The sequence below is a fragment of the Desulfosediminicola flagellatus genome, from assembly GCF_005116655.2.
In the GTDB taxonomy this organism is placed as follows: Bacteria; Desulfobacterota; Desulfobulbia; order Desulfobulbales; family Desulfocapsaceae; genus Desulfopila; species Desulfopila flagellata.
Genome location: NZ_CP050698.1, coordinates 3338742 through 3356896 on the forward strand (window position 1 = coordinate 3338742; position 18155 = coordinate 3356896).

The 18155-nt window shown below is 44.6% G+C and carries 15 protein-coding genes; 9 read left to right on the forward strand and 6 right to left on the reverse strand.

Annotation, left to right across the window (positions count from 1 at the left end; translation table 11 throughout):
• Nucleotides 1–130: 130 nt before the first annotated feature.
• The gene (locus FCL46_RS13905; RefSeq protein ID WP_136807699.1) at nt 131–757 is read left to right on the forward strand and encodes a cold shock and DUF1294 domain-containing protein; all 627 of its coding nucleotides are present in this window, start codon (nt 131–133) and stop codon (nt 755–757) included.
• Nucleotides 758–1540: 783 nt separating this feature from the next.
• Here the strand turns inward: FCL46_RS13905 and FCL46_RS13910 are convergent.
• The 5 genes from FCL46_RS13910 to FCL46_RS13930 all read right to left on the reverse strand — a co-directional run bounded on the left by FCL46_RS13910 (nt 1541) and on the right by FCL46_RS13930 (nt 7457).
• On the reverse strand, nt 1541–2707 hold the full coding sequence (locus FCL46_RS13910) for a DegV family protein (RefSeq protein ID WP_136807697.1): 1167 nt from the start codon (nt 2705–2707) through the stop codon (nt 1541–1543).
• A 370-nt stretch (nt 2708–3077) separates the two neighbouring features.
• Nucleotides 3078–3845 carry an ATP-binding cassette domain-containing protein gene (locus tag FCL46_RS13915; protein ID WP_136807695.1) on the reverse strand — a complete coding sequence of 256 codons (768 nt, stop codon included), beginning with the start codon at nt 3843–3845 and terminating at the stop codon, nt 3078–3080.
• Between the two features lie 29 nt (nt 3846–3874).
• The gene (locus FCL46_RS13920; RefSeq protein WP_136807693.1) at nt 3875–4966 is read right to left on the reverse strand and encodes an amino acid ABC transporter permease; all 1092 of its coding nucleotides are present in this window, start codon (nt 4964–4966) and stop codon (nt 3875–3877) included.
• 2 nt (nt 4967–4968) lie between these two features.
• The gene (locus FCL46_RS13925) at nt 4969–6150 is read right to left on the reverse strand and encodes an amino acid ABC transporter permease (protein WP_136807691.1); all 1182 of its coding nucleotides are present in this window, start codon (nt 6148–6150) and stop codon (nt 4969–4971) included.
• A gap of 278 nt (nt 6151–6428) precedes the next feature.
• Nucleotides 6429–7457, reverse strand: coding sequence for an amino acid ABC transporter substrate-binding protein (locus FCL46_RS13930; protein ID WP_136807689.1), 1029 nt, complete (start codon nt 7455–7457; stop codon nt 6429–6431).
• Nucleotides 7458–8424: 967 nt separating this feature from the next.
• Between FCL46_RS13930 and FCL46_RS13935 the strand changes: the two genes are divergently transcribed.
• The 8 genes from FCL46_RS13935 (at nt 8425) to FCL46_RS13970 (ending at nt 16415) form a co-directional block, all read left to right on the forward strand.
• On the forward strand, nt 8425–9228 hold the full coding sequence (locus FCL46_RS13935) for a transporter substrate-binding domain-containing protein (RefSeq protein WP_217909631.1): 804 nt from the start codon (nt 8425–8427) through the stop codon (nt 9226–9228).
• A gap of 52 nt (nt 9229–9280) precedes the next feature.
• On the forward strand, nt 9281–9949 hold the full coding sequence (locus FCL46_RS13940) for an amino acid ABC transporter permease (protein ID WP_136807688.1): 669 nt from the start codon (nt 9281–9283) through the stop codon (nt 9947–9949).
• On the forward strand, nt 9946–10602 hold the full coding sequence (locus tag FCL46_RS13945; RefSeq protein WP_136807686.1) for an amino acid ABC transporter permease: 657 nt from the start codon (nt 9946–9948) through the stop codon (nt 10600–10602). The genes FCL46_RS13940 and FCL46_RS13945 overlap by 4 nt, the downstream gene beginning before the upstream one ends.
• The gene (locus FCL46_RS13950) at nt 10583–11311 is read left to right on the forward strand and encodes an amino acid ABC transporter ATP-binding protein (protein ID WP_136807684.1); all 729 of its coding nucleotides are present in this window, start codon (nt 10583–10585) and stop codon (nt 11309–11311) included. The genes FCL46_RS13945 and FCL46_RS13950 overlap by 20 nt, the downstream gene beginning before the upstream one ends.
• 100 nt (nt 11312–11411) lie before the next feature.
• Nucleotides 11412–13523 (forward strand): aldolase/citrate lyase/malate synthase family protein, encoded by a 2112-nt coding sequence (locus FCL46_RS13955; protein ID WP_136807682.1) that lies wholly within the window; start codon nt 11412–11414, stop codon nt 13521–13523.
• Between the two features lie 110 nt (nt 13524–13633).
• Nucleotides 13634–14404, forward strand: coding sequence for a (S)-ureidoglycine aminohydrolase (gene allE / locus FCL46_RS13960; RefSeq protein ID WP_136807680.1), 771 nt, complete (start codon nt 13634–13636; stop codon nt 14402–14404).
• A gap of 49 nt (nt 14405–14453) precedes the next feature.
• Nucleotides 14454–15689: a Zn-dependent hydrolase gene (locus tag FCL46_RS13965; RefSeq protein WP_136807678.1), complete on the forward strand. Its 1236-nt coding sequence runs from the start codon at nt 14454–14456 to the stop codon at nt 15687–15689.
• A 72-nt stretch (nt 15690–15761) separates the two neighbouring features.
• The gene (locus FCL46_RS13970) at nt 15762–16415 is read left to right on the forward strand and encodes a GntR family transcriptional regulator (protein ID WP_136807676.1); all 654 of its coding nucleotides are present in this window, start codon (nt 15762–15764) and stop codon (nt 16413–16415) included.
• A 128-nt stretch (nt 16416–16543) separates the two neighbouring features.
• Here the strand turns inward: FCL46_RS13970 and sthA are convergent, their stop codons facing one another.
• On the reverse strand, nt 16544–17956 hold the full coding sequence (sthA, locus tag FCL46_RS13975) for a Si-specific NAD(P)(+) transhydrogenase (protein WP_167505882.1): 1413 nt from the start codon (nt 17954–17956) through the stop codon (nt 16544–16546).
• Nucleotides 17957–18155: the final 199 nt, after the last annotated feature.

Sequence of the window (18155 nt, forward strand, 5' to 3'; positions counted from 1 at the left end):
TTCCTGATTAATGGGTAGATTGGTATAAAGAACGTCTTTCACTTCGCAAAATAGATCATTCTGTATAATACTCAGAATTGCCACTTATGAAGTTGCTACATAACCACGTGTTAACCTTTAGATACCAAATATGAATATAGAAAATGGTATTGTTTCAGATTGGAAGGAAGAAAAAGGATTCGGTTTTATCACACCCAAATCAGGCGGTAAAAAACTCTTTTTTCATATCAATGATTACAGCCATCGTCATAAACGCCCTCTAAAAAATCTTAAAGTTCAATATTTCCTATCATCAGATAAACAAGGTAGACTTTGCGCAATTGATGTTGCTCCTATACGAGGTCATAAAGACAATGGTTATGAGGTGAGGCAAAAGTTGATGTCACTATTAATTTTTGGCCTTTTTACAACCGTTCTATATTTTTTATACTCACTCAAAAAAATACCATTAGAAATTGTTTGTGTATATGGAGTAACAAGCTTTTTAGCATTCATAATGTATGCAAAAGACAAAAACGCTGCTGAATGGGGTAAATGGAGAACTCCTGAAAGTACGTTGCACCTCCTTGCTATCATTGGTGGTTGGCCAGGTGCCAAGATAGCTCAGAGTTTTCTTAGACATAAGTCAAAGAAGATATCGTTCAGAGTAACGTATTGGGTAACAGCCTGCATTAATTGTGGGGCATTATATTGGCTCACTACTCCAGAAGGCAGTATGTGGTTAAACACCATGTTAAGAAACATAAAATTTGGTTAAAAAATGGGTCAACACGGGCTCGCTGAAGCTCGCCGGCTACCCTTACACGTCAACAAATAACGACAAGGTAATTACGTGCAAATCTCAATTTATAGCATAGCATTATATTGCATCATATCCCTCTTTGCAGGTTTGTTGTTTATGAGGTGGTATTTGAGAAGATATGGCAACGAAGAAGTGCAAGACGTTCTAGACCATACTATGTGGCTTGAGTTGGCTTTCGTGTACAGAGATTTTACAAAATCTCATTTTGGAAAAGCCCATTATGTATACCAATTGATAATTGTGCTCATTTCAATTCTGTTTTGCTTTTTTATAGTTGGCATTTTTAATCATATGAAGACAGTGGAATACCCACTAAATATTGGAATATTCGCGTCTGCCGCGTTTGCAGTAGTGCTAATGCTTGGCTTAATCTATAAAACATCAAAAAAGAAATACTACATGCATAAATAAATCGGTAAGTTGGTCGGCAATCTGGGGGCCAGGACAAATCAACACATTTTAATCACAGCAAATATTCACTTATAAGTGATCGATTCCCCCTTTAAAATCCCTTTTACCCGATGGTAACTCTCTTTTAAGAATTCTCCCCTCTTCATCACATTATTATGGGCCTTGCAAGCAAGAAAAACACCTTTCGCGGGCTATGAACATATAATTTCAAACAGTTAATTTGGTCCGACCCCAATACTGCAAATCACACTTCAACAAAATACATTGTAGAAGACTCCAAACGGGGTCGGACTATGGCAACACACTGACATGAAGCAGACGGCGATCCTAATCCTCGGGCAATGCCAGATATGCTACTCCCACAGCACCCGGGCCTGTATGCGCTCCGACGATCGGCCCGAAATACGACACGACATGATCATGATTGGGAAATGATCCTTCGACGAGTTGTTTAATTTTCTCCGCTTTCTTCGGGGCACTGGCATGACAGATACCTACCTTTAGAGCCTTATTGGAATCACCGATTTCCTGCCGCATAAATTCGATCATTTTCTGCTGAGCCCTGCGACCGCCAATTGTTCGACCTTTAGCATTCACACCGCCTCCCACCATATCCAGAATTGGCTTGAAGCCAAAAAGTTTACCAAACATGGCTGAACCCCTGCCAATTCTTCCACCGCGCACAAGATAATCGAGATTATCCACCATAAAAAACACGCGTACTTCGTTTACCAATTTCTCTATATGATCTTTAATTGCGGCAAAGGACCATCCGGCTCGTATTTTCTCAGAGGCTTCCATCACAAGTAAAGTGGTTCCCATTGACACCATGCGACTGTCAATAAATTCCATCTGCACTTTTTTAGGCATATTGGGATTGGCGAGTCGTTGTTTAAGATAGGAATTGTATTGGCTCATTTTTGCCTGCCTGGCAATGTTTACTGTCTCACTCATCTTTTTAGAGATGAATATGCCCAAAATATCCTTGTCCGCTATGTTGTTGTTGAACACCCTTTGAAAATCAGCCTCGGATGGAGGATTCGTTACCGGAAACGTTTTTGATTTTTCCAACAACTCATAAAATTGCTCTGAGGAAATATCAACACCATCCCGATACTCTTTACCGCCGATACTGACCGTTAGAGGTATAACGACAATATTTCTTTCTCTCGCTATCTCCGGTGGAATGTCTGATGCACTATCAGTAACCAGTAAAATAGGGCTTTCGACACATCTCTTACCAATGGCCGTTATTGTCTCAGTAAGTTTATCATCTGGAACGCTGGTATCAGCAGAAATAAGCACCTTTTTCTCAAGCAGTTTCACCAAAAGTGCAGCCATTGCCTGGCGGTCGAGTACCCCACTTGCAATTATCTCTTCGAGTGGTTTGTTTTGGTCAATAAGAGAGAAGATGTGCGTTAGTTTTTCTGCACCGACAAGATCTTCCAGATAACCGGGAATGTTCGATTGACTGCTTTTCTTAAGTTGGATCACGGGGGGTCTCCTTTCAGGTGAAGTCACAAAGCGAACGCTGCGACAATTGGCCGATCTGATTGAATATCAGTATGTTTTGGCACCTACAGAGGAATCAAAATCACAATATTCCATTAAATCCAACCCCGCAACATTAATCTTTACGTAAACTGTTAACCTTAGGGCGTATATTAGGAATCAGCAGAGTAAGAGATATATTTTATGACAGGGTGCACCAGTGCGGCACAATGCTTCGTTTGAGGAAATTGGAAGTTCTTTTCTAAGATGAAGAGGGAAAACTGGTAGAAAAATACAATAGAGGAAAAAGACAAGGAAGGGAGTGGAGTGAGATTCAGCACTACAGCGTAATCCCACCCCACTCCCTTACAGACTACAGAATCTGGCTCAAAAAAAGCTTGGTACGTTCATGCTGCGGGTTGTCAAAAAAGGCATTCGGTTCATTTTCTTCGACAATTTCACCGAAATCCATAAAGATAACCCGATCGGCAACAGTCTTGGCAAAGCTCATTTCATGGGTCACAACAATCATGGTCATACCTTCAAGTGCCAGGTCTACCATAACGTCGAGAACCTCCTTGATCATCTCTGGGTCAAGGGCTGAAGTTGGCTCATCAAAGAGCATAATCTTTGGTTTCATACAGAGGCTTCTTGCAATGGCCACACGTTGCTGCTGGCCACCGGAAATCTGACCAGGATACTTATTTGCCTGTTCAGGAATACGCACGATTTCCAGATAATGCATTGCCAGTTCTTCAGCCTCTCTTTTCGGCATCTTCCTGACCCATATCGGGCCAAGCGTCAAGTTATCAAGGATTGTCAGATGGGGGAAAAGGTTGAAGTGCTGAAAGACCATTCCTACTTCAGCCCGTACCTTTTCGATATTTTTCAGATCCCTGGTCAGTTCAGTACCGTTCACGATAATATCGCCGCGCTGATGTTCCTCAAGCCGATTTATACAGCGTATCATGGTAGATTTCCCGGAGCCTGAAGGACCGCAAACCACGATCTTTTCCCGGGCTTTCACCTTGAGGTTGATATCTTTTAACACATGAAAGTCATCATACCATTTATGCATGTTGATGATTTCGATTATTGTTTTATCGGCTGCTGTGGCTGGCTGTGACTGCTCGATATTCATTGATCTATTACCTCTGGGATGTTTCTCAATTAATTTGTCGGAGCCTTATACTCAAGTTCTTTCTCAATACTTCTGCTGTACTGCGACATAGAGAAACAGCAGACGTAATATATCATCGCAACGAAGATATATGCCTCAGTGCTAAAACCAGTCCACTCAGGCACATTAAGAATAGATTTTGTGGTGTTGAGTATGTCGTAAAGGGCAATGATGACCACCAGTGAGGTGTCCTTAAAGGCGGAGATTAAAACGCCAACGGTCGGTGGAATGACAATTTTCAATGCCTGAGGAAGAATGATCAAACGCATTTTCGCCCAATAGGTCAAACCAATCGATTCCGCAGCTTCATACTGCCCCTTACTAATTGCCTGCAAACCGCCACGTACAACCTCAGCGATATACGCCGCGGTAAAGATAATGATTGCCATCTGCGCCCTCAATACCTTGTCGATAGTGATCCCTTCCGGCAGAAACAGCGGAAACATTACCGAGGACATAAAAAGCATGGTGATAAGCGGAACCCCACGAATAAGCTCAATGTAAACAACACAGAACGCTTTTATAACGGGTAGGCTTGATTGTCTGCCAAGAGCCAGAACAACACCTAAGGGATAGGAGGCCAGAATACCGAAAAATGATAGCAACAGGGTAAGGGGAAGGCCGCTCCATTTGGTACTCTCTACTGATACCAGGCCAAAAAGCCCGCCTTTCATCAGCACGCCCATAATAAAAAGGGCTAATAGCCAGCTATACCCGAGTTTCTTTGTCCATCGTTTCCAGTCCCTCGAATAGATGAGCATCGCAACTAGCATAAGCATGGCAACCAGCGGACGCCATTGCTCTTCATACGGATAGTAACCAAAAATATTAAATCTGATGTTCTGGGTTACAACGGACCAGCAGGCTCCGGTAGCCTCATGACATTCCTGCCCGGAGGTAAACCAGACACTATCGATAAACGCCCATTGAATGAACTCCGGTAATACACGCAGAGCTAACAATAATATCAGAATCGTGGCAATTGAATTAAATACACCGTTGAAAAGGTGACGTTTAACCCAGCCAAGCACGCCGACATTGGTTATCGGCGGTTTTATTTCAACTTTAGAATGAGTAGTCATAATCACCGTTCAACAATTGCAATTTTCTTATTGTACCAGTTCATGAAGGCAGAGGTGAGCAGGCTTAATGTCAGATAGACCATCATCATTAGCGCTACGCCTTCAACCGCCTGCCCTGTCTGGTTAATAGTTGTGCCCGCCACCTGCACAAAGTCCGGATAGCCGATAGCTACAGCCAGTGAACTGTTCTTCGTCAGGTTAAGCAACTGACTGGTGAGCGGCGGTACTATCACCCGAAGCGCCTGGGGGAATATAACCAGCGACAGGACATGCTTTTGTTTTAATCCAATAGACATGGCAGCTTCTGTCTGACCATGACTTATAGACTGGATTCCTGCCCGGACAATCTGGGCAACAAAAGAAGCAGTGTAGAGCACAAGCCCAATAAGCAGTGCAGAAAACTCAGGGCTGATATTATGCCCACCACTGAAGTTAAAGCCTTTAAGCTCAGGTACATTGAGTTCTACAGGCGCTCCGCAAATAACCCAGGTAATGAGTGGCAAGCCAACAATTATGCCCAGCCCAACCCAGAACGACGGGAATTGCTGCCCTGTCTGCTCCTGGCGCTTTCTGGCCCAACGGGATATGGCAAAGGCTATACAACTCGCAGCAATCACCGCATACGCCATATACGACCAGGCATAATGCGCAGCGGGTATAGCAAAATCCATTCCGCGGTTTGAAAAGAACACGCCGGGTATTGGATGCAAAGCCTGCCTGGGACCAGGAAAGGCCTCATAAAAAAGTGCATAAAAGAAAAATAGCTGCAGCAGAACGGGAACATTCTGAAACAGCTCTACATAGGCTGTAGCCAGTTTTGAGACCAGCCAGTTGCTGGAAAGTGTACAAATCCCAAGAAAGGTTCCGAGAAACGTAGTCAGAACCATGCCGACAAGGGAGATCTTCAGCGTATTGAGCACCCCGACAACCAGAGCACGGCCATACGTATCTGCCGCAGAATACTGAATAGAGGTTTCCCCAATTTCAAATGCAGCCTCCTTTTCTAAAAAATCAAAGCCACTGGCAATAGATTGCTTGGCCATATTTTCCTGGACGTTGGAGATCAGGTAATATCCTATGAAAGCGACCAGCAGAGCCGTCACTATCTGATAAATTATTCCCCGGGTCTTCTCATCATTCCAGAAGTATGTTTTTCCTGAATTTGTATTGATATTTTCAACCATTGAACCACATGCCGATTTTTTTAACGAAGAGAAGTGATTCTACGTCTTAGAACAACATAGAACCTGACAAATCAAATGATGGGTATTCCCTGTACGGTTCAGGAATGTTGACTGCCAGCAAGCCTGTACGGTTGTCATTAGGTGTCTGCTGCCAGTAGATGTTTAACGTCAGGCCACGTTGACTCAGGTTTACTGCAACCCATTCTGAAAGAATGTTTCCATCAGTTCAAAATGGGTCTCAGTACAGTAATCTACGTACAGGCGGGTAACTTGACTTACTACTTAAAAGGAGGAGAATACATCAAGCCCCCGTTGGTCCAGAGAGCGTTTAAGCCGCGCTCGATTCCAAGAGGAGTATTAACGCCAACATTGCGCTCAAAGATTTCACCGTAGTTTCCAACCTTCTTGATAATATTATAGGCAAATTTCTCATCAAGTCCAAGCGCCTTGCCATTACCTTCCGTAACGCCCAGGAATCGCATAATTTTTGGATCTTTGCTTTTAGTCATTTCATCAACGTTAGCAGAAGTAATGCCAAGTTCTTCAGCATTGATCATCGCAAGAACAGCATAGTTTACGATGTCTTTCCACTGATTGTCGCCATGACGTACGGCAGGAGCAAGAGGTTCTTTTGAAATGATTTCAGGAAGAATTGCGTAATCTGTAGCCTTCGGGGCACTTGCGCGAATACCTGCAAGCTGTGAAGCATCTGAGGTCATTACGTCACAACGACCGGCAAAGAATGCCTGAGAAAGTTCGGCGGTAGACTCAATTGTTACGGTTTTCCAATCCATGGAGTTGGAGCGGAAGAAATCGGCAGCGTTCTGCTCTGTAGTTGTTCCGGGAAGAACACAAACGGTAGCACCACTCAGTTCTTTAGCACTGGTAACACCGAGTTTTTTAGGAACCATGAAACCCTGACCGTCATAGTAATTGACCTGAGCGAAGTCGAGGCCGAGAGAGGTGTCTCTGCCGAGTGTCATGGTGGCATTTCTGGTCAGCAGGTCTATTTCTTTGGATTGCAGTGCTGTGAATCGGGTTTTTGCGGTAAGAGGAGTGTAGCGGATGCGATCTTTATAATCGCCAAAAATTGCGACTGCAACGGCACGTGCTGTATCAACATCAAGGCCTTTCCATACACCTTTCTGATCTGCCTTACCAAAACCAAAGAGATCACCGTTTACACCTACCTGGATATATCCCTTGTCCTGTACAGCCTTAAGGGTATCTCCGTTATCAGCAAAAGCGAAACTTGCTGAGGACAAAAGCAGGGTGCAGCCAATTACGAGACTTTTCACGTTGCGCATCTGAGCCCTCCAAAATGTGTTAATTAAAAACTACCGTATAACGCCTCCTAACAACTTCTTTAATATACAGAAGGATCTCTCCTTCCATGAATTCAACTTCACTATGTAGTAGCACACAATCATTGTATCCCGCAAGTTGTTATTCTTTCGTTCATCTTTCAATAGTGCGGGTAGTTTCAAGTAGCTAACCTAACTATTTAACCAACCTGGGTTAACGTAGTAAAACAACTGACGCGTAATAGCATTGGGCCTCAAGCCCCCTGCTTCGAAGTATGTCTTTTGTAGAATTTGTAAATATTTTATCATATACATAGACATGAAAGTACATGAAAACCTGCACCTTTTCTCTCTATACTTCATTGACTAAAGCTTGATACAGGGCTTCTTTCCTTTTTTGATCAAGATCAGATTTCTGTTTATCGCTGTTCAATACACGTCCTCATATTTTTTATGTTTTGAAAATAATCTCAGAAAACCTGTCTCCCGTTGTTACCGGACTATTCCTTTATGCTATGATATCAATAAACACCGATACAGGCTATATGCTGCAATGCGATCAGATCCTCCTGATGCGTTCATAAATATGGCTGAAGACCCACAAACACAAATGCCTACATTTTCGTAGCATTCAATGTTTCGTTTTTGCATTTTTATCACAATATCGTAACCTGTATTATCCCCTTATTCAGTATCTTAAAAGTCACTACGTCTTGCCCTTCGACTTTCACATCAGTTATATTTTACAATATATTGTGCACTTAAGAAGTAAATCTCATTATTCAACTCACTATACGTTTAATTCTACCAACTGGCACCCATCATGCATCTTATAAGATACATGATGCATGATGGGGGTCGATCACGAGCCCTCACATTACGACACCCTGCCCAGGCATATGTAACTATACGCCAAGGCGTTGATATGACAGCAGGGTATAATCAACAACCTGCACTTCAGGAGAGAACAATGAGAGAGAGATTAACCATAACCTGCTTTACCCTGGTCATGTTTATGATGCTGGCTGCAACGCAACTACATGCATCAACAGCCACTTCTACAAACACACTTGAAACAATAAAAAATTCCGGGACTCTCAAGGTTGCTGTCCCGCAGGATTTCCCACCTTTTGGTTCTGTAGGCCGGGATATGAAACCGATTGGCTATGATATTGACATGGCGCAGCTCATTGCCACACAACTCGGGGTTAAACTTAAACTTGTTCCAGTAACCAGCACAAACCGGATTCCATACCTGACGACCGGCAAGGTTGACATCATCATCTCTTCATTGGGAAAAAATCCGGATCGACAAAAAGTCATTGATTTCACCGATGCCTATGCACCTTTTTACAATGGTGTCTTTGGTCCGGCAAGCCTCAATGTTGAAAAAGCTATCGATCTCAGCAATACCACAATTGCAGTAACCCGTGGTTCAATTGAAGATCTCGAACTCACTAAAATTGCACCGGAATCAGCAACTATTCGAAGATTCGAAGATAATAGTTCAACGATCTCAGCCTATCTTTCAGAGCAGGTTGAGCTGGTTGCCACAGGTAATGTTGTAGCAGCATCTATCAATGAGCAAAATCCGCGCAAAGTGCTTGAGTCCAAATTCCTCATCAAAAACTCTCCATGCTATATCGGTATCAACAAAGCTCAGCCTGCACTGATGGCGGAACTCAACGCAATACTTGCTGCAGCCAAAACCAATGGCTCACTTGAAACAATTTCTCAGGAATGGCTCCATATCAAACTTCCGGAAAACCTCTAAGTAAAATGAGGCAGGTTCTTCGTGCACCTGCCTCAATCAGGAGATTTCTATCATGGAGTATCAATTCTCATTCGAGCCAATTTTCAGTAACTGGCAACTTCTTGCAAAAGGGGCTTTCCTTACCCTCGTTCTTACAGCAATAGGTTCAGTTGTCGGCTTGTCAATCGGCACCATTGGAGCAGTATCCAGAGCATGGCGGCTCCCTGCATTATCTGGCATTTTCACTATATATGTCGAATGCATACGCAACACTCCTTTTTTGGTTCAGCTCTATTTTATCTTCTTTGGCCTGCCTGCTCTCGGGGTAAAGCTTAATGGCTGGGAAGCCTCTATTCTGGCAATGGTCATCAATCTTGGTGCATACTCCACAGAGATTATTCGGGCAGGAGTAATGTCTATCCCTAAAGGAATGTTGGAAGCTGCAGAATCACTGGCAATGAACCGTTGGCAAAGCCTTCGTTATGTTGTTCTGCGACCCGCACTTAAAAATGTCTGGCCCGCACTATGCAGCCAGATAATTATTGTCATGCTCGGGTCTGCAGTCTGCTCACAGATAGCAGCAGAAGAGCTCACTTACGCTGCGAATTTAATCCAGACCCGCACGTTCAGAGCCTTTGAAATTTATCTAACCAGCACTCTCATATATCTGGCGTTAGCTCTATTTGTACGAAAAATCCTCCAGTTTATCGGCCAACAATTTATTGAAGGGAGGAAAGCATGATACAGTTCTCCACGTGGGACATTGTTTCCAACTTACTGGTGGGTGCAGGTTGGACAGTAGGACTTTCAATCGCCGCATTCGTTCTCGGCAGTACAGTGGGAATGATTACCCTTTTTGCCCGTGTCTCACCCAAATCGTTCCTCCAGACTCCAGCAAAAGTGTATATCGAGTTCTTCCAGGACACCCCTCTGCTTATGCAGCTCTTTCTGCTGTTTTTCGGATTGGCCCTGATTGGGTTTGATATTTCTCCACTGCTTACAGCTCTCCTCGGGCTGACACTCTTCACCAGCGCATATCTTGCAGAAATTTGGCGAGGCTGTGTGGAATCCTTATCGACTGGACAATGGGAAGCCTCTGCAAGTCTTGCAATGAATCGCTGGCAGCAAATGCGTTACGTTATTCTGCCACAGGCAATTCGTATAGCTATCCCCCCGACCGTTGGCTTTTCGGTACAGGTTGTAAAAGGTACGGCAGTTACCTCCATTATTGGTTTTATGGATATAACAAAAACCGGAACCATGATTGCCAACGCCACCTTTCGTCCACTTTTCGTATATGGCCTTGTAGCCCTGGGATATTTTCTAATTTGTTTTCCGTTGTCGGCTTTTGCCAGACACGTTGAGAGGAGAATGCATGTCGCTCATACACGTTGATGAACTGCATAAAAATTTTGGCGATCTTGAAGTCTTACGAGGGGTAACCTTCGACGTTGAAGAAGGTGAGGTTGTAGCCATCATCGGCCGCAGTGGCTCAGGAAAAAGCACGCTGTTACGTACGTTAAACGGCCTTGAGTCCTTTGATGACGGGATCATTAATATTGATGGCAAACGTTCCACCGGTCTGGAGGCGGAGTTGATACCATTACGACTTAAAGTTGGTATGGTTTTCCAGCAATTCAACCTGTTCCCACACCTTACCGCGGGGGAAAACGTTATGCTGGCGCCTCAGGTTGTCAAAAAGTTTTCCAAAGCTGAAGTAGAAAAGACAGCGCAAGACGTCCTTGAAAAAGTAGGCCTTGGCGACAAATTTTCATCGTACCCGGATCAGCTCTCAGGTGGCCAGCAACAACGCGTTGCTATAGCAAGAGCCCTTGCAATGCAACCCAAAGTCCTGCTCTGCGATGAAATCACTTCCGCCCTGGATCCTGAACTTGTTGGAGAGGTGCTCGAGGTGGTCCAACGCCTCGCCGCTGATGGAATGACACTTATAATGGTAACCCATGAAATGCGCTTTGCCAGAGAAGTAGGTGACAAGCTGATATTTATGCATCAGGGAAAGGTTCATGAAATGGGTGATCCCAAAGAACTCTTCGCAGCCCCTAAAACAGCGGAGCTTGCCTCATTTATACAATCTGTTGCCTGACGAAAATGCAACTTTAACTCACTGTTCTCGCAAACAACTCACTCCCGGATTCTCAGGCGAAACCGCCCGGGCTATAGAATAACCGACAAAGAGTGTATAAATGCGAATGCTCAATAAGGATCATAACGAGATGACAATCACCCGCGACATCCCCTACTACGCTGATTATATATCAGACGCGCTTTTAGAGCATCTACTTGCACAGGCAACACCGGTACCAGGCGTTACGGGAGCAAACGAGTGCGGCACATGTTCAGGTCTTGAAAACGCCGAAAGTCTGCAATTCACCTGTGAACTCTATGCCCGAGTGAAAGATGATCTTTTTCAGGTGCTCAAGCAACGAAAATGTGATCGAGTTTTTATTGATGAACAGACACTTCGTTGTGCAGAAACCAATGCACAATCCCATACAGGCTACCTTGACGATAACTATTATACTGTGATCGGAGCCAAAGATTCAAACGGTCGGGTTGTCGTGGGACCCCAGACTCCCACCACCATCTATTTTGACCGCAATGGTGAAGATATATCGCCAATATCTGAATGGTTGCGCCCACCTCATGTCACATTATTTGGGCCACCGGACTCTGCGAAACTGGCAGTCAATGCCATGAACGCCTATCATCGCAAGATGCCCGATGAACCTCGTATTATTGAAGAGTTACTCACCAGATCAAACAGCCTGCCAAAATGGGGAGCTGATGACGAAGATTCTAAAACTCCTCTTCGCAAGGATTTAATGAGTGCCAGCGCGAACCTCGCGAATTGTTTTAACGGTACTTTGCGTTGTATTGAGGATGAGCAATCATACGAGCTTGCTTGTGATCACCGCAGTCTGCCCATAAAACGGCTCCCCGGAATTGCACTGCCGTCACCATTCCTCTTTTACAGGAAGAACCCTCTTCCTCTTCATATTTATGATTTCGCGCTTCATCTCTATACACTATGGGAGAATCCAAAGGCCTTAGTCTTTTATATCCCGAAACTGGAAAATGAAGAGGAGGCACAGTATTTCAAGACGTTGGTAGCAACAGCTGAAGAGATGATACAGGAACTTCATCCTGAATACCGGATAGGCACTATTCGGTTAATGATAGTTCTCGAAAACCCGCGCGCTATTTTTCGTGTCAATGAGATAATGGATGCTTTATACCCATATTTCGTAGGCGCATCCCTTGGTTGGCATGATTATCTCGCTTCCGTGGCCAGGCTCTTTAAAGAGGATCATCAGTACCGTATTCCTGTTAAAAGTGATCCTGATATTGTCGTCAAATATATTAAGGCAAGTCACGAACTGCTCGCCAATGCAGTGGGCAAACGTGGGGGGATAAAAGTAGGCGGCATGTATGGTGTGCTACCCACAACATCTTATATTCATAGTGAATCCTTTCAGGTCACCATAAAAGGATATATCAAGGATGTTGTAACCCAGTTAAAACGTAATCTTGATGGTTTTTGGGTGGCTCACCCTGACTTTATCCGTACAGGTCTAGCCCTTGTTCAGGCATGGGCTGAGTTCAAGGCAGGAGATAAATCCTCACTTGAAGCTATTATCCAGTCTTTACTGCTACCTCACCACCATGATGAAGTTATTGAGTTTATCTATGCTGAGGATATTTGCGGCCTTGAGGTCTCGGATACCAGATTCCCACGAAGTCTTCTGGCAGCGGATATCCTTGAATCGTCAGTAATAGCCAATAACGATGAGCAGGAGATTCGCTATAATGTTTTTCAGTCCCTGCAATATATTACAGACTGGTTGCATGGAAATGGTTGTGTAGCCTTGCCGACTCGTATTGAAGGGCAACCTGTCCGGGTAATGGATGACCTCGCCACGGCTGAGCGCTCACGGTGGGAAGTATGGCATGAACTTTACCACCAACGCTTCAGCAGGAAGCGGCTCGTGGAAATTGCTCATGAGGAATTGAACTTTATCCGGGCTGAATCATCTACCTACACAAAGCAGGTGCAGGTAATCTGGAACGACCACACCGCTAAATGGTACCCTGTCGCTCTGAAACTGACACTTCTCCTTATGACAACTAGTCGCCCGGTTGAATTCGCTACGGAGCTGCTGCTGCCCTTCACCATTCAGGGCATCCAGGATGCTACAGATCCCTGGCTTGCTGCATGCACGATTGACAGGCAAAAATATACATTTGAAGCAGATATAAGCGAGTATCATGCGCAATGTGAAGCGCAATATAGCTGAACTGCAGATGATGATTCTCAAACACTATGTTATTCATAGAAAATATATACTCCCCGATCATCACCAATCGTCATCAGGTGTGACCACAACTTGATATTTTTGAGGAAACAATGACCTACCCACAAGGATTATTAACGACACGAGCGGTCATACGACCTGGTCAATATGCAGTTATTCCACCCGAAGGACGTGTAAAAAACGTGATACCTTCAATACAGGATTGCGAGATATCTATCCTTGCCTCCCCGAAACTTGGGGCCAGCTTTGTGCAGTACATCGGTACCGCACAGCCAGGTGGTGGAACACTCGAACCATTTGCCAGCGAAGCCGGTATTGAGTGCTTTCTGTTTGTTCTGGACGTGGATGGATCAATTGATGTGTCGTTTAACGGTGAGAACCACACTCTTGCACCTGGCGGATTTGTTTATGTCTCACCGGATCATGACCTCTCCTTTACCAATACAACAAAAAAGCCGGTTCGCTTCTTACTCTACAAGCAGCGCTACATTCCTTTCAGCACCCAAAGACCGCATAATGTTGTCGGTAACATCAATGATATTGAGGAACAGGAATATGACGATATGGCAAATGTATTCGTTAGAGACCTGCTCCCGACAGATGTCAGTTTTGATATGAATATGCATACATTAAGCTTTGAACCTGCAGGCTCGCACCCGTTTGTAGAGACCCATGTCCAGGAACATGGTGCCTACATTTACGAGGGAGAGGGAATATATCTGCTCGGGGATGACTGGATACCCGTACAGAATGAGGATTTTATTTTCTTTGGTCCGTACACCCCCCAGGCTGTATATGCAACCGGCCGTGGCAGACTGACATATATCTACTCCAAGGACTGCAACCGTGATATCGCTCTATAAACAGAAGAGCAGGTAATTACTAATTTTCACACGTGGATCAGTTACCGCAATGAATCAGAAAATCAGAATCAATCAGAAACGATTACAAAGACGTCTCGAAGAGATGGCGATGTTCGGCAAAACTGCAGCTGGTGGAGTAAGTCGTATAGCTCTAACTGAGGAAGACAAGCTCGGTCGTGAAACCCTTATCACGTGGCTAAAAGAGGAACAGTGTGAAGTCCATATTGATGCCATGGGCAATATTTTTGGTGTCTATCCCGGCAAAAATCGCGCTCTGGCACCAGTCCTCACAGGTTCTCACAATGATACACAACCCAAGGGCGGTCGATTTGACGGCACACTCGGAGTCATTGCCGGTGTCGAGGTTATCAGCACCCTGAGAGAAAATTCTATCAAACTGGAACGAGACGTTATACTCGCAAACTGGACCAATGAAGAAGGCACAAGGTTCACTCCGGGCTGCACAGGTTCCGGGGTCTGGTCCGGAAAACTCAGTCAGGAAGAGATGTACCTCCTAAAAGATCAGGAAGGAAAGACTTTTGGTGAGGAACTTGAAAAGATCGGCTTTAAAGGTTCTGCTCAATATCCTCCCCTACCCTTACACGCAGCCTTTGAACTGCATGTTGAACAGGGACCTGTTCTGGACTCCTCTGACGTTACCATTGGAATACCTGAAGGAATTGTCTCTCCAAGATGGTATGATGTCGATATTTATGGAGAAGCCAACCATGCGGGTTCCACCCCCATGCTCTGTCGCCAGGATGCTCTCTATGCTTTTTCAAAAATCCATCAGAGGATACGTGATCTTGCTGTTGAGGCCGGCGAAGTTGTAGCTACAGTCGGCCAGATAACCGCATCACCAAATTCACGAAATGTTATTGCCTCACATGTACATTTCACCATCGATGTCCGCGGTTGGGATGTCGCAAAGACCGACAATGTATGCGCCGGAATTGAAGAAGCAATAGCAACCATCGCCTCGGCAGATCAGTGCCAAGTAGAGATAGAACATACCTGGCGGGAAGACAGGGCCGATTTTGATCAGGCGCTGTTAAAGCAGATAGAAGAAAGTGCCAACCAGCTCGGTCTCACCTCCATGCGCATGTATTCCGGTGCTTCACACGATATGATATATATCAACCAGGTAGCACGCGGAGCGATGATTTTTGTACCAAGCGTTGGCGGCAAAAGTCATACGGAAATAGAAGAGACCTCATACGCCGACTGCGGAGCTGGAGCTGATGTTTTGCTCCAATGTATAATGAAATCCGCAAACGACCTTTGATATTTGCTACCACTCTCACCACAAGGGAACTAAGCCTAAATTCAACCTTTAACTTTTATGATGTAATACGTAATGGCACCTAAACAACCGACTCTAAAACGAAGACCGAACCTGGGCCAGATTGCCTACGACGAAATCAAGGCTATGATTCTGACTGGTGAACTGGAACCGGGGGAACGACTCGTCCTGGATGATCTCTCTATGAGCTTAAATCTCAGTGTCACCCCGATACGTGATGCATTAAACAAGCTTGAACAGGAGGATTTAATCGTCATTACTCCGCGTACAAGTCATTCAGTGGTACAATTAAATGCAACAGACGCATCAGATATTCTTGACCTGAGGTTGATGCTTGAAATGTATGCTCTTGAATCTGCCGGTAAAAGCCTGTCTCAATTTCCGGTAATGGAATTTCGTGAAAAATTTACAAGTGCGGCATGCAATGATACCCCCAAAGAGTTTATTGAGGCTGACAATCAGTTCCACTCTGCCATTCTTGCAATGAGCCCCAACCAGAGACTCCCCAGACTCTACTCGTACCTGCAAAACCTGATACAGGTAATTTCCGTCCAGGCAATCAAAGTAGAGGGGCGAATTGCACACGCGAACAGGGAGCATATGGATCTGCTTGATGCAATTGCACAGCAGAATATTGAACTCGCAAAAATCCGCCTTAAAGCGCACTTCAACGAGATGAAAAGCGTACTTCTGTATGTTACACGGTAAATGAACAGGACAATCAGTATAATTTGAATAAATTTAGATTATTAATACGGCCGTCAAATGAGAAGTGGCCCATCTTCAGGACCACTTCTCATTCATGTTGATATAAAGCCCCCTCAATCATTCCATCTCTATCGGCATTGATCATGTTCAATTTTATTAAGTGCCGATAATGCAGCAATCTTCAGCGACTCAGAGTATGTCGGATAGTTAAAAATGTTTTCGACAAACAGATCGATTTTTGCGTTATGGCAAAGTGCCATAAGGGCTATATGAACGATCTCAGTCGCCCCGCCGCCAAAGATGTGTACACCGAGAATTTCCCGCGTATCGGCATGGACGATCATTTTCAGCATACCTTCAGACTCACCGGATATCTGGCCACGCGGCAACTCTTCATACGAGCATCTGCCAACCACATATTTGAACTTTTGTTCTATTGCTTCTTCTTCTGTCATTCCGACATAGGAGATTTCGGGAATTGTATAGATACCAACCGGGAAGATACGCGGGAAGCCTTCTGATCGTTTTTGCAGAGCGTTAAGAGCAGCTAGTCTTCCCTGTATGATTGATGTTGCAGCAAGACTCGGCCAGCCAACAACATCTCCAACCGCGAAAATATGATCAACCGAGGTCTGGTAGAGATCATTTACCGTTATGTAGTGACGATCATTGACCTGTACGCCTGTATTTTCAAGCTTGAGTCCTTTAACATTAGCTTCACGGCCGAGAGCAAAAAACAGGGTATCTGCCTTAAATACCTTGCCATCATCCATCGTTATGCAGGCCTGATCATCTTCTATGCAGATATTGAAATCGCCGCAGTCGTGGATGCATTCAACATTCCCGTTCGGGAAATGTTCCTGCAGTTGATCAGTGATTTCTTTATCGATAAATTTCAGCAGTCGTGAGCCTTTATCGAGAAGAATCACCTTTACACCGAGTGCTGCAAAAATTGTCGCATACTCTGAACCGATAACACCGCCACCCAGAATGATCATTGAGGCAGGGATACTATCCATATCAAGTATTGATCGGGAATCAACTATAAGACGTCCATCAAACGGAATCTCCGGGGGATTACGTGGTCGGGAGCCGGTGGCGATAATGATAAAATCACCCTGCACAATGAGAGGTTCTGGATTACCAACCCGCTCAACCTGAATTGTGTGATCATCTAGAAACTGGGCTACGCCTCTCACAAGGTCAACACCGTTCCGCTCAAACTGTCGATCGATTATCGCATGTTCCTGCAAACGGACATTCTGTAATCGTCGCTTGAGTTTGTCCATCGAAACGTCTCGGGCATCAAGGTTGCACGAATCTTCTTCGAAAATCTGCCGTTTCAAATGACCTGTAAGATGGAGTACAGCCTCCCGAAGCGTTTTACTCGGAAATGTTCCCGTATTGACACAAACACCACCAAGGGAACCTTCTTTTTCAAGCACCAGCACCCTTCTTCTGCACTTTGCAGCAGTCATTGCGGCTGAGAAACCTGCCGGCCCGGTTCCAATAATTATAAAATCATACTTCTCAGGATTCATGCACCCACCTGCGGTTAGTATATCGTTTAACACTTCGGTTAAATACTCATTTTCACAATGTTTTGAACTTCGCATTTCGATTATAGCATATTTTAATCAACAATCGACTGCATCCATCTGAGATAAAGGTATATTTTCAATTTTCTGAGATCATAACGATCTCAGTTCTGGTTATACCTGCTTTCACGTTCACTACACA

Excerpts from the sequence above, each read along its gene's own strand:
- FCL46_RS13920 (WP_136807693.1), bottom strand. The coding sequence starts at position 4,966 with ATGACTACTCATTCTAAAGTTGAAATAAAACCGCCGATAACCAATGTC.
- FCL46_RS13970 (WP_136807676.1), top strand. The coding sequence starts at position 15,762 with ATGGCACCTAAACAACCGACTCTAAAACGAAGACCGAACCTGGGCCAG.
- FCL46_RS13965 (WP_136807678.1), top strand. The coding sequence starts at position 14,454 with ATGAATCAGAAAATCAGAATCAATCAGAAACGATTACAAAGACGTCTC.
- sthA (WP_167505882.1), bottom strand. The coding sequence starts at position 17,956 with ATGAATCCTGAGAAGTATGATTTTATAATTATTGGAACCGGGCCGGCA.
- FCL46_RS13950 (WP_136807684.1), top strand. The coding sequence starts at position 10,583 with ATGTCGCTCATACACGTTGATGAACTGCATAAAAATTTTGGCGATCTT.
- FCL46_RS13940 (WP_136807688.1), top strand. The coding sequence starts at position 9,281 with ATGGAGTATCAATTCTCATTCGAGCCAATTTTCAGTAACTGGCAACTT.
- allE (WP_136807680.1), top strand. The coding sequence starts at position 13,634 with ATGACCTACCCACAAGGATTATTAACGACACGAGCGGTCATACGACCT.
- FCL46_RS13935 (WP_217909631.1), top strand. The coding sequence starts at position 8,425 with ATGAGAGAGAGATTAACCATAACCTGCTTTACCCTGGTCATGTTTATG.
- FCL46_RS13955 (WP_136807682.1), top strand. The coding sequence starts at position 11,412 with ATGCGAATGCTCAATAAGGATCATAACGAGATGACAATCACCCGCGAC.
- FCL46_RS13930 (WP_136807689.1), bottom strand. The coding sequence starts at position 7,457 with ATGCGCAACGTGAAAAGTCTCGTAATTGGCTGCACCCTGCTTTTGTCC.
- FCL46_RS13905 (WP_136807699.1), top strand. The coding sequence starts at position 131 with ATGAATATAGAAAATGGTATTGTTTCAGATTGGAAGGAAGAAAAAGGA.
- FCL46_RS13945 (WP_136807686.1), top strand. The coding sequence starts at position 9,946 with ATGATACAGTTCTCCACGTGGGACATTGTTTCCAACTTACTGGTGGGT.
- FCL46_RS13925 (WP_136807691.1), bottom strand. The coding sequence starts at position 6,150 with ATGGTTGAAAATATCAATACAAATTCAGGAAAAACATACTTCTGGAAT.
- FCL46_RS13915 (WP_136807695.1), bottom strand. The coding sequence starts at position 3,845 with ATGAATATCGAGCAGTCACAGCCAGCCACAGCAGCCGATAAAACAATA.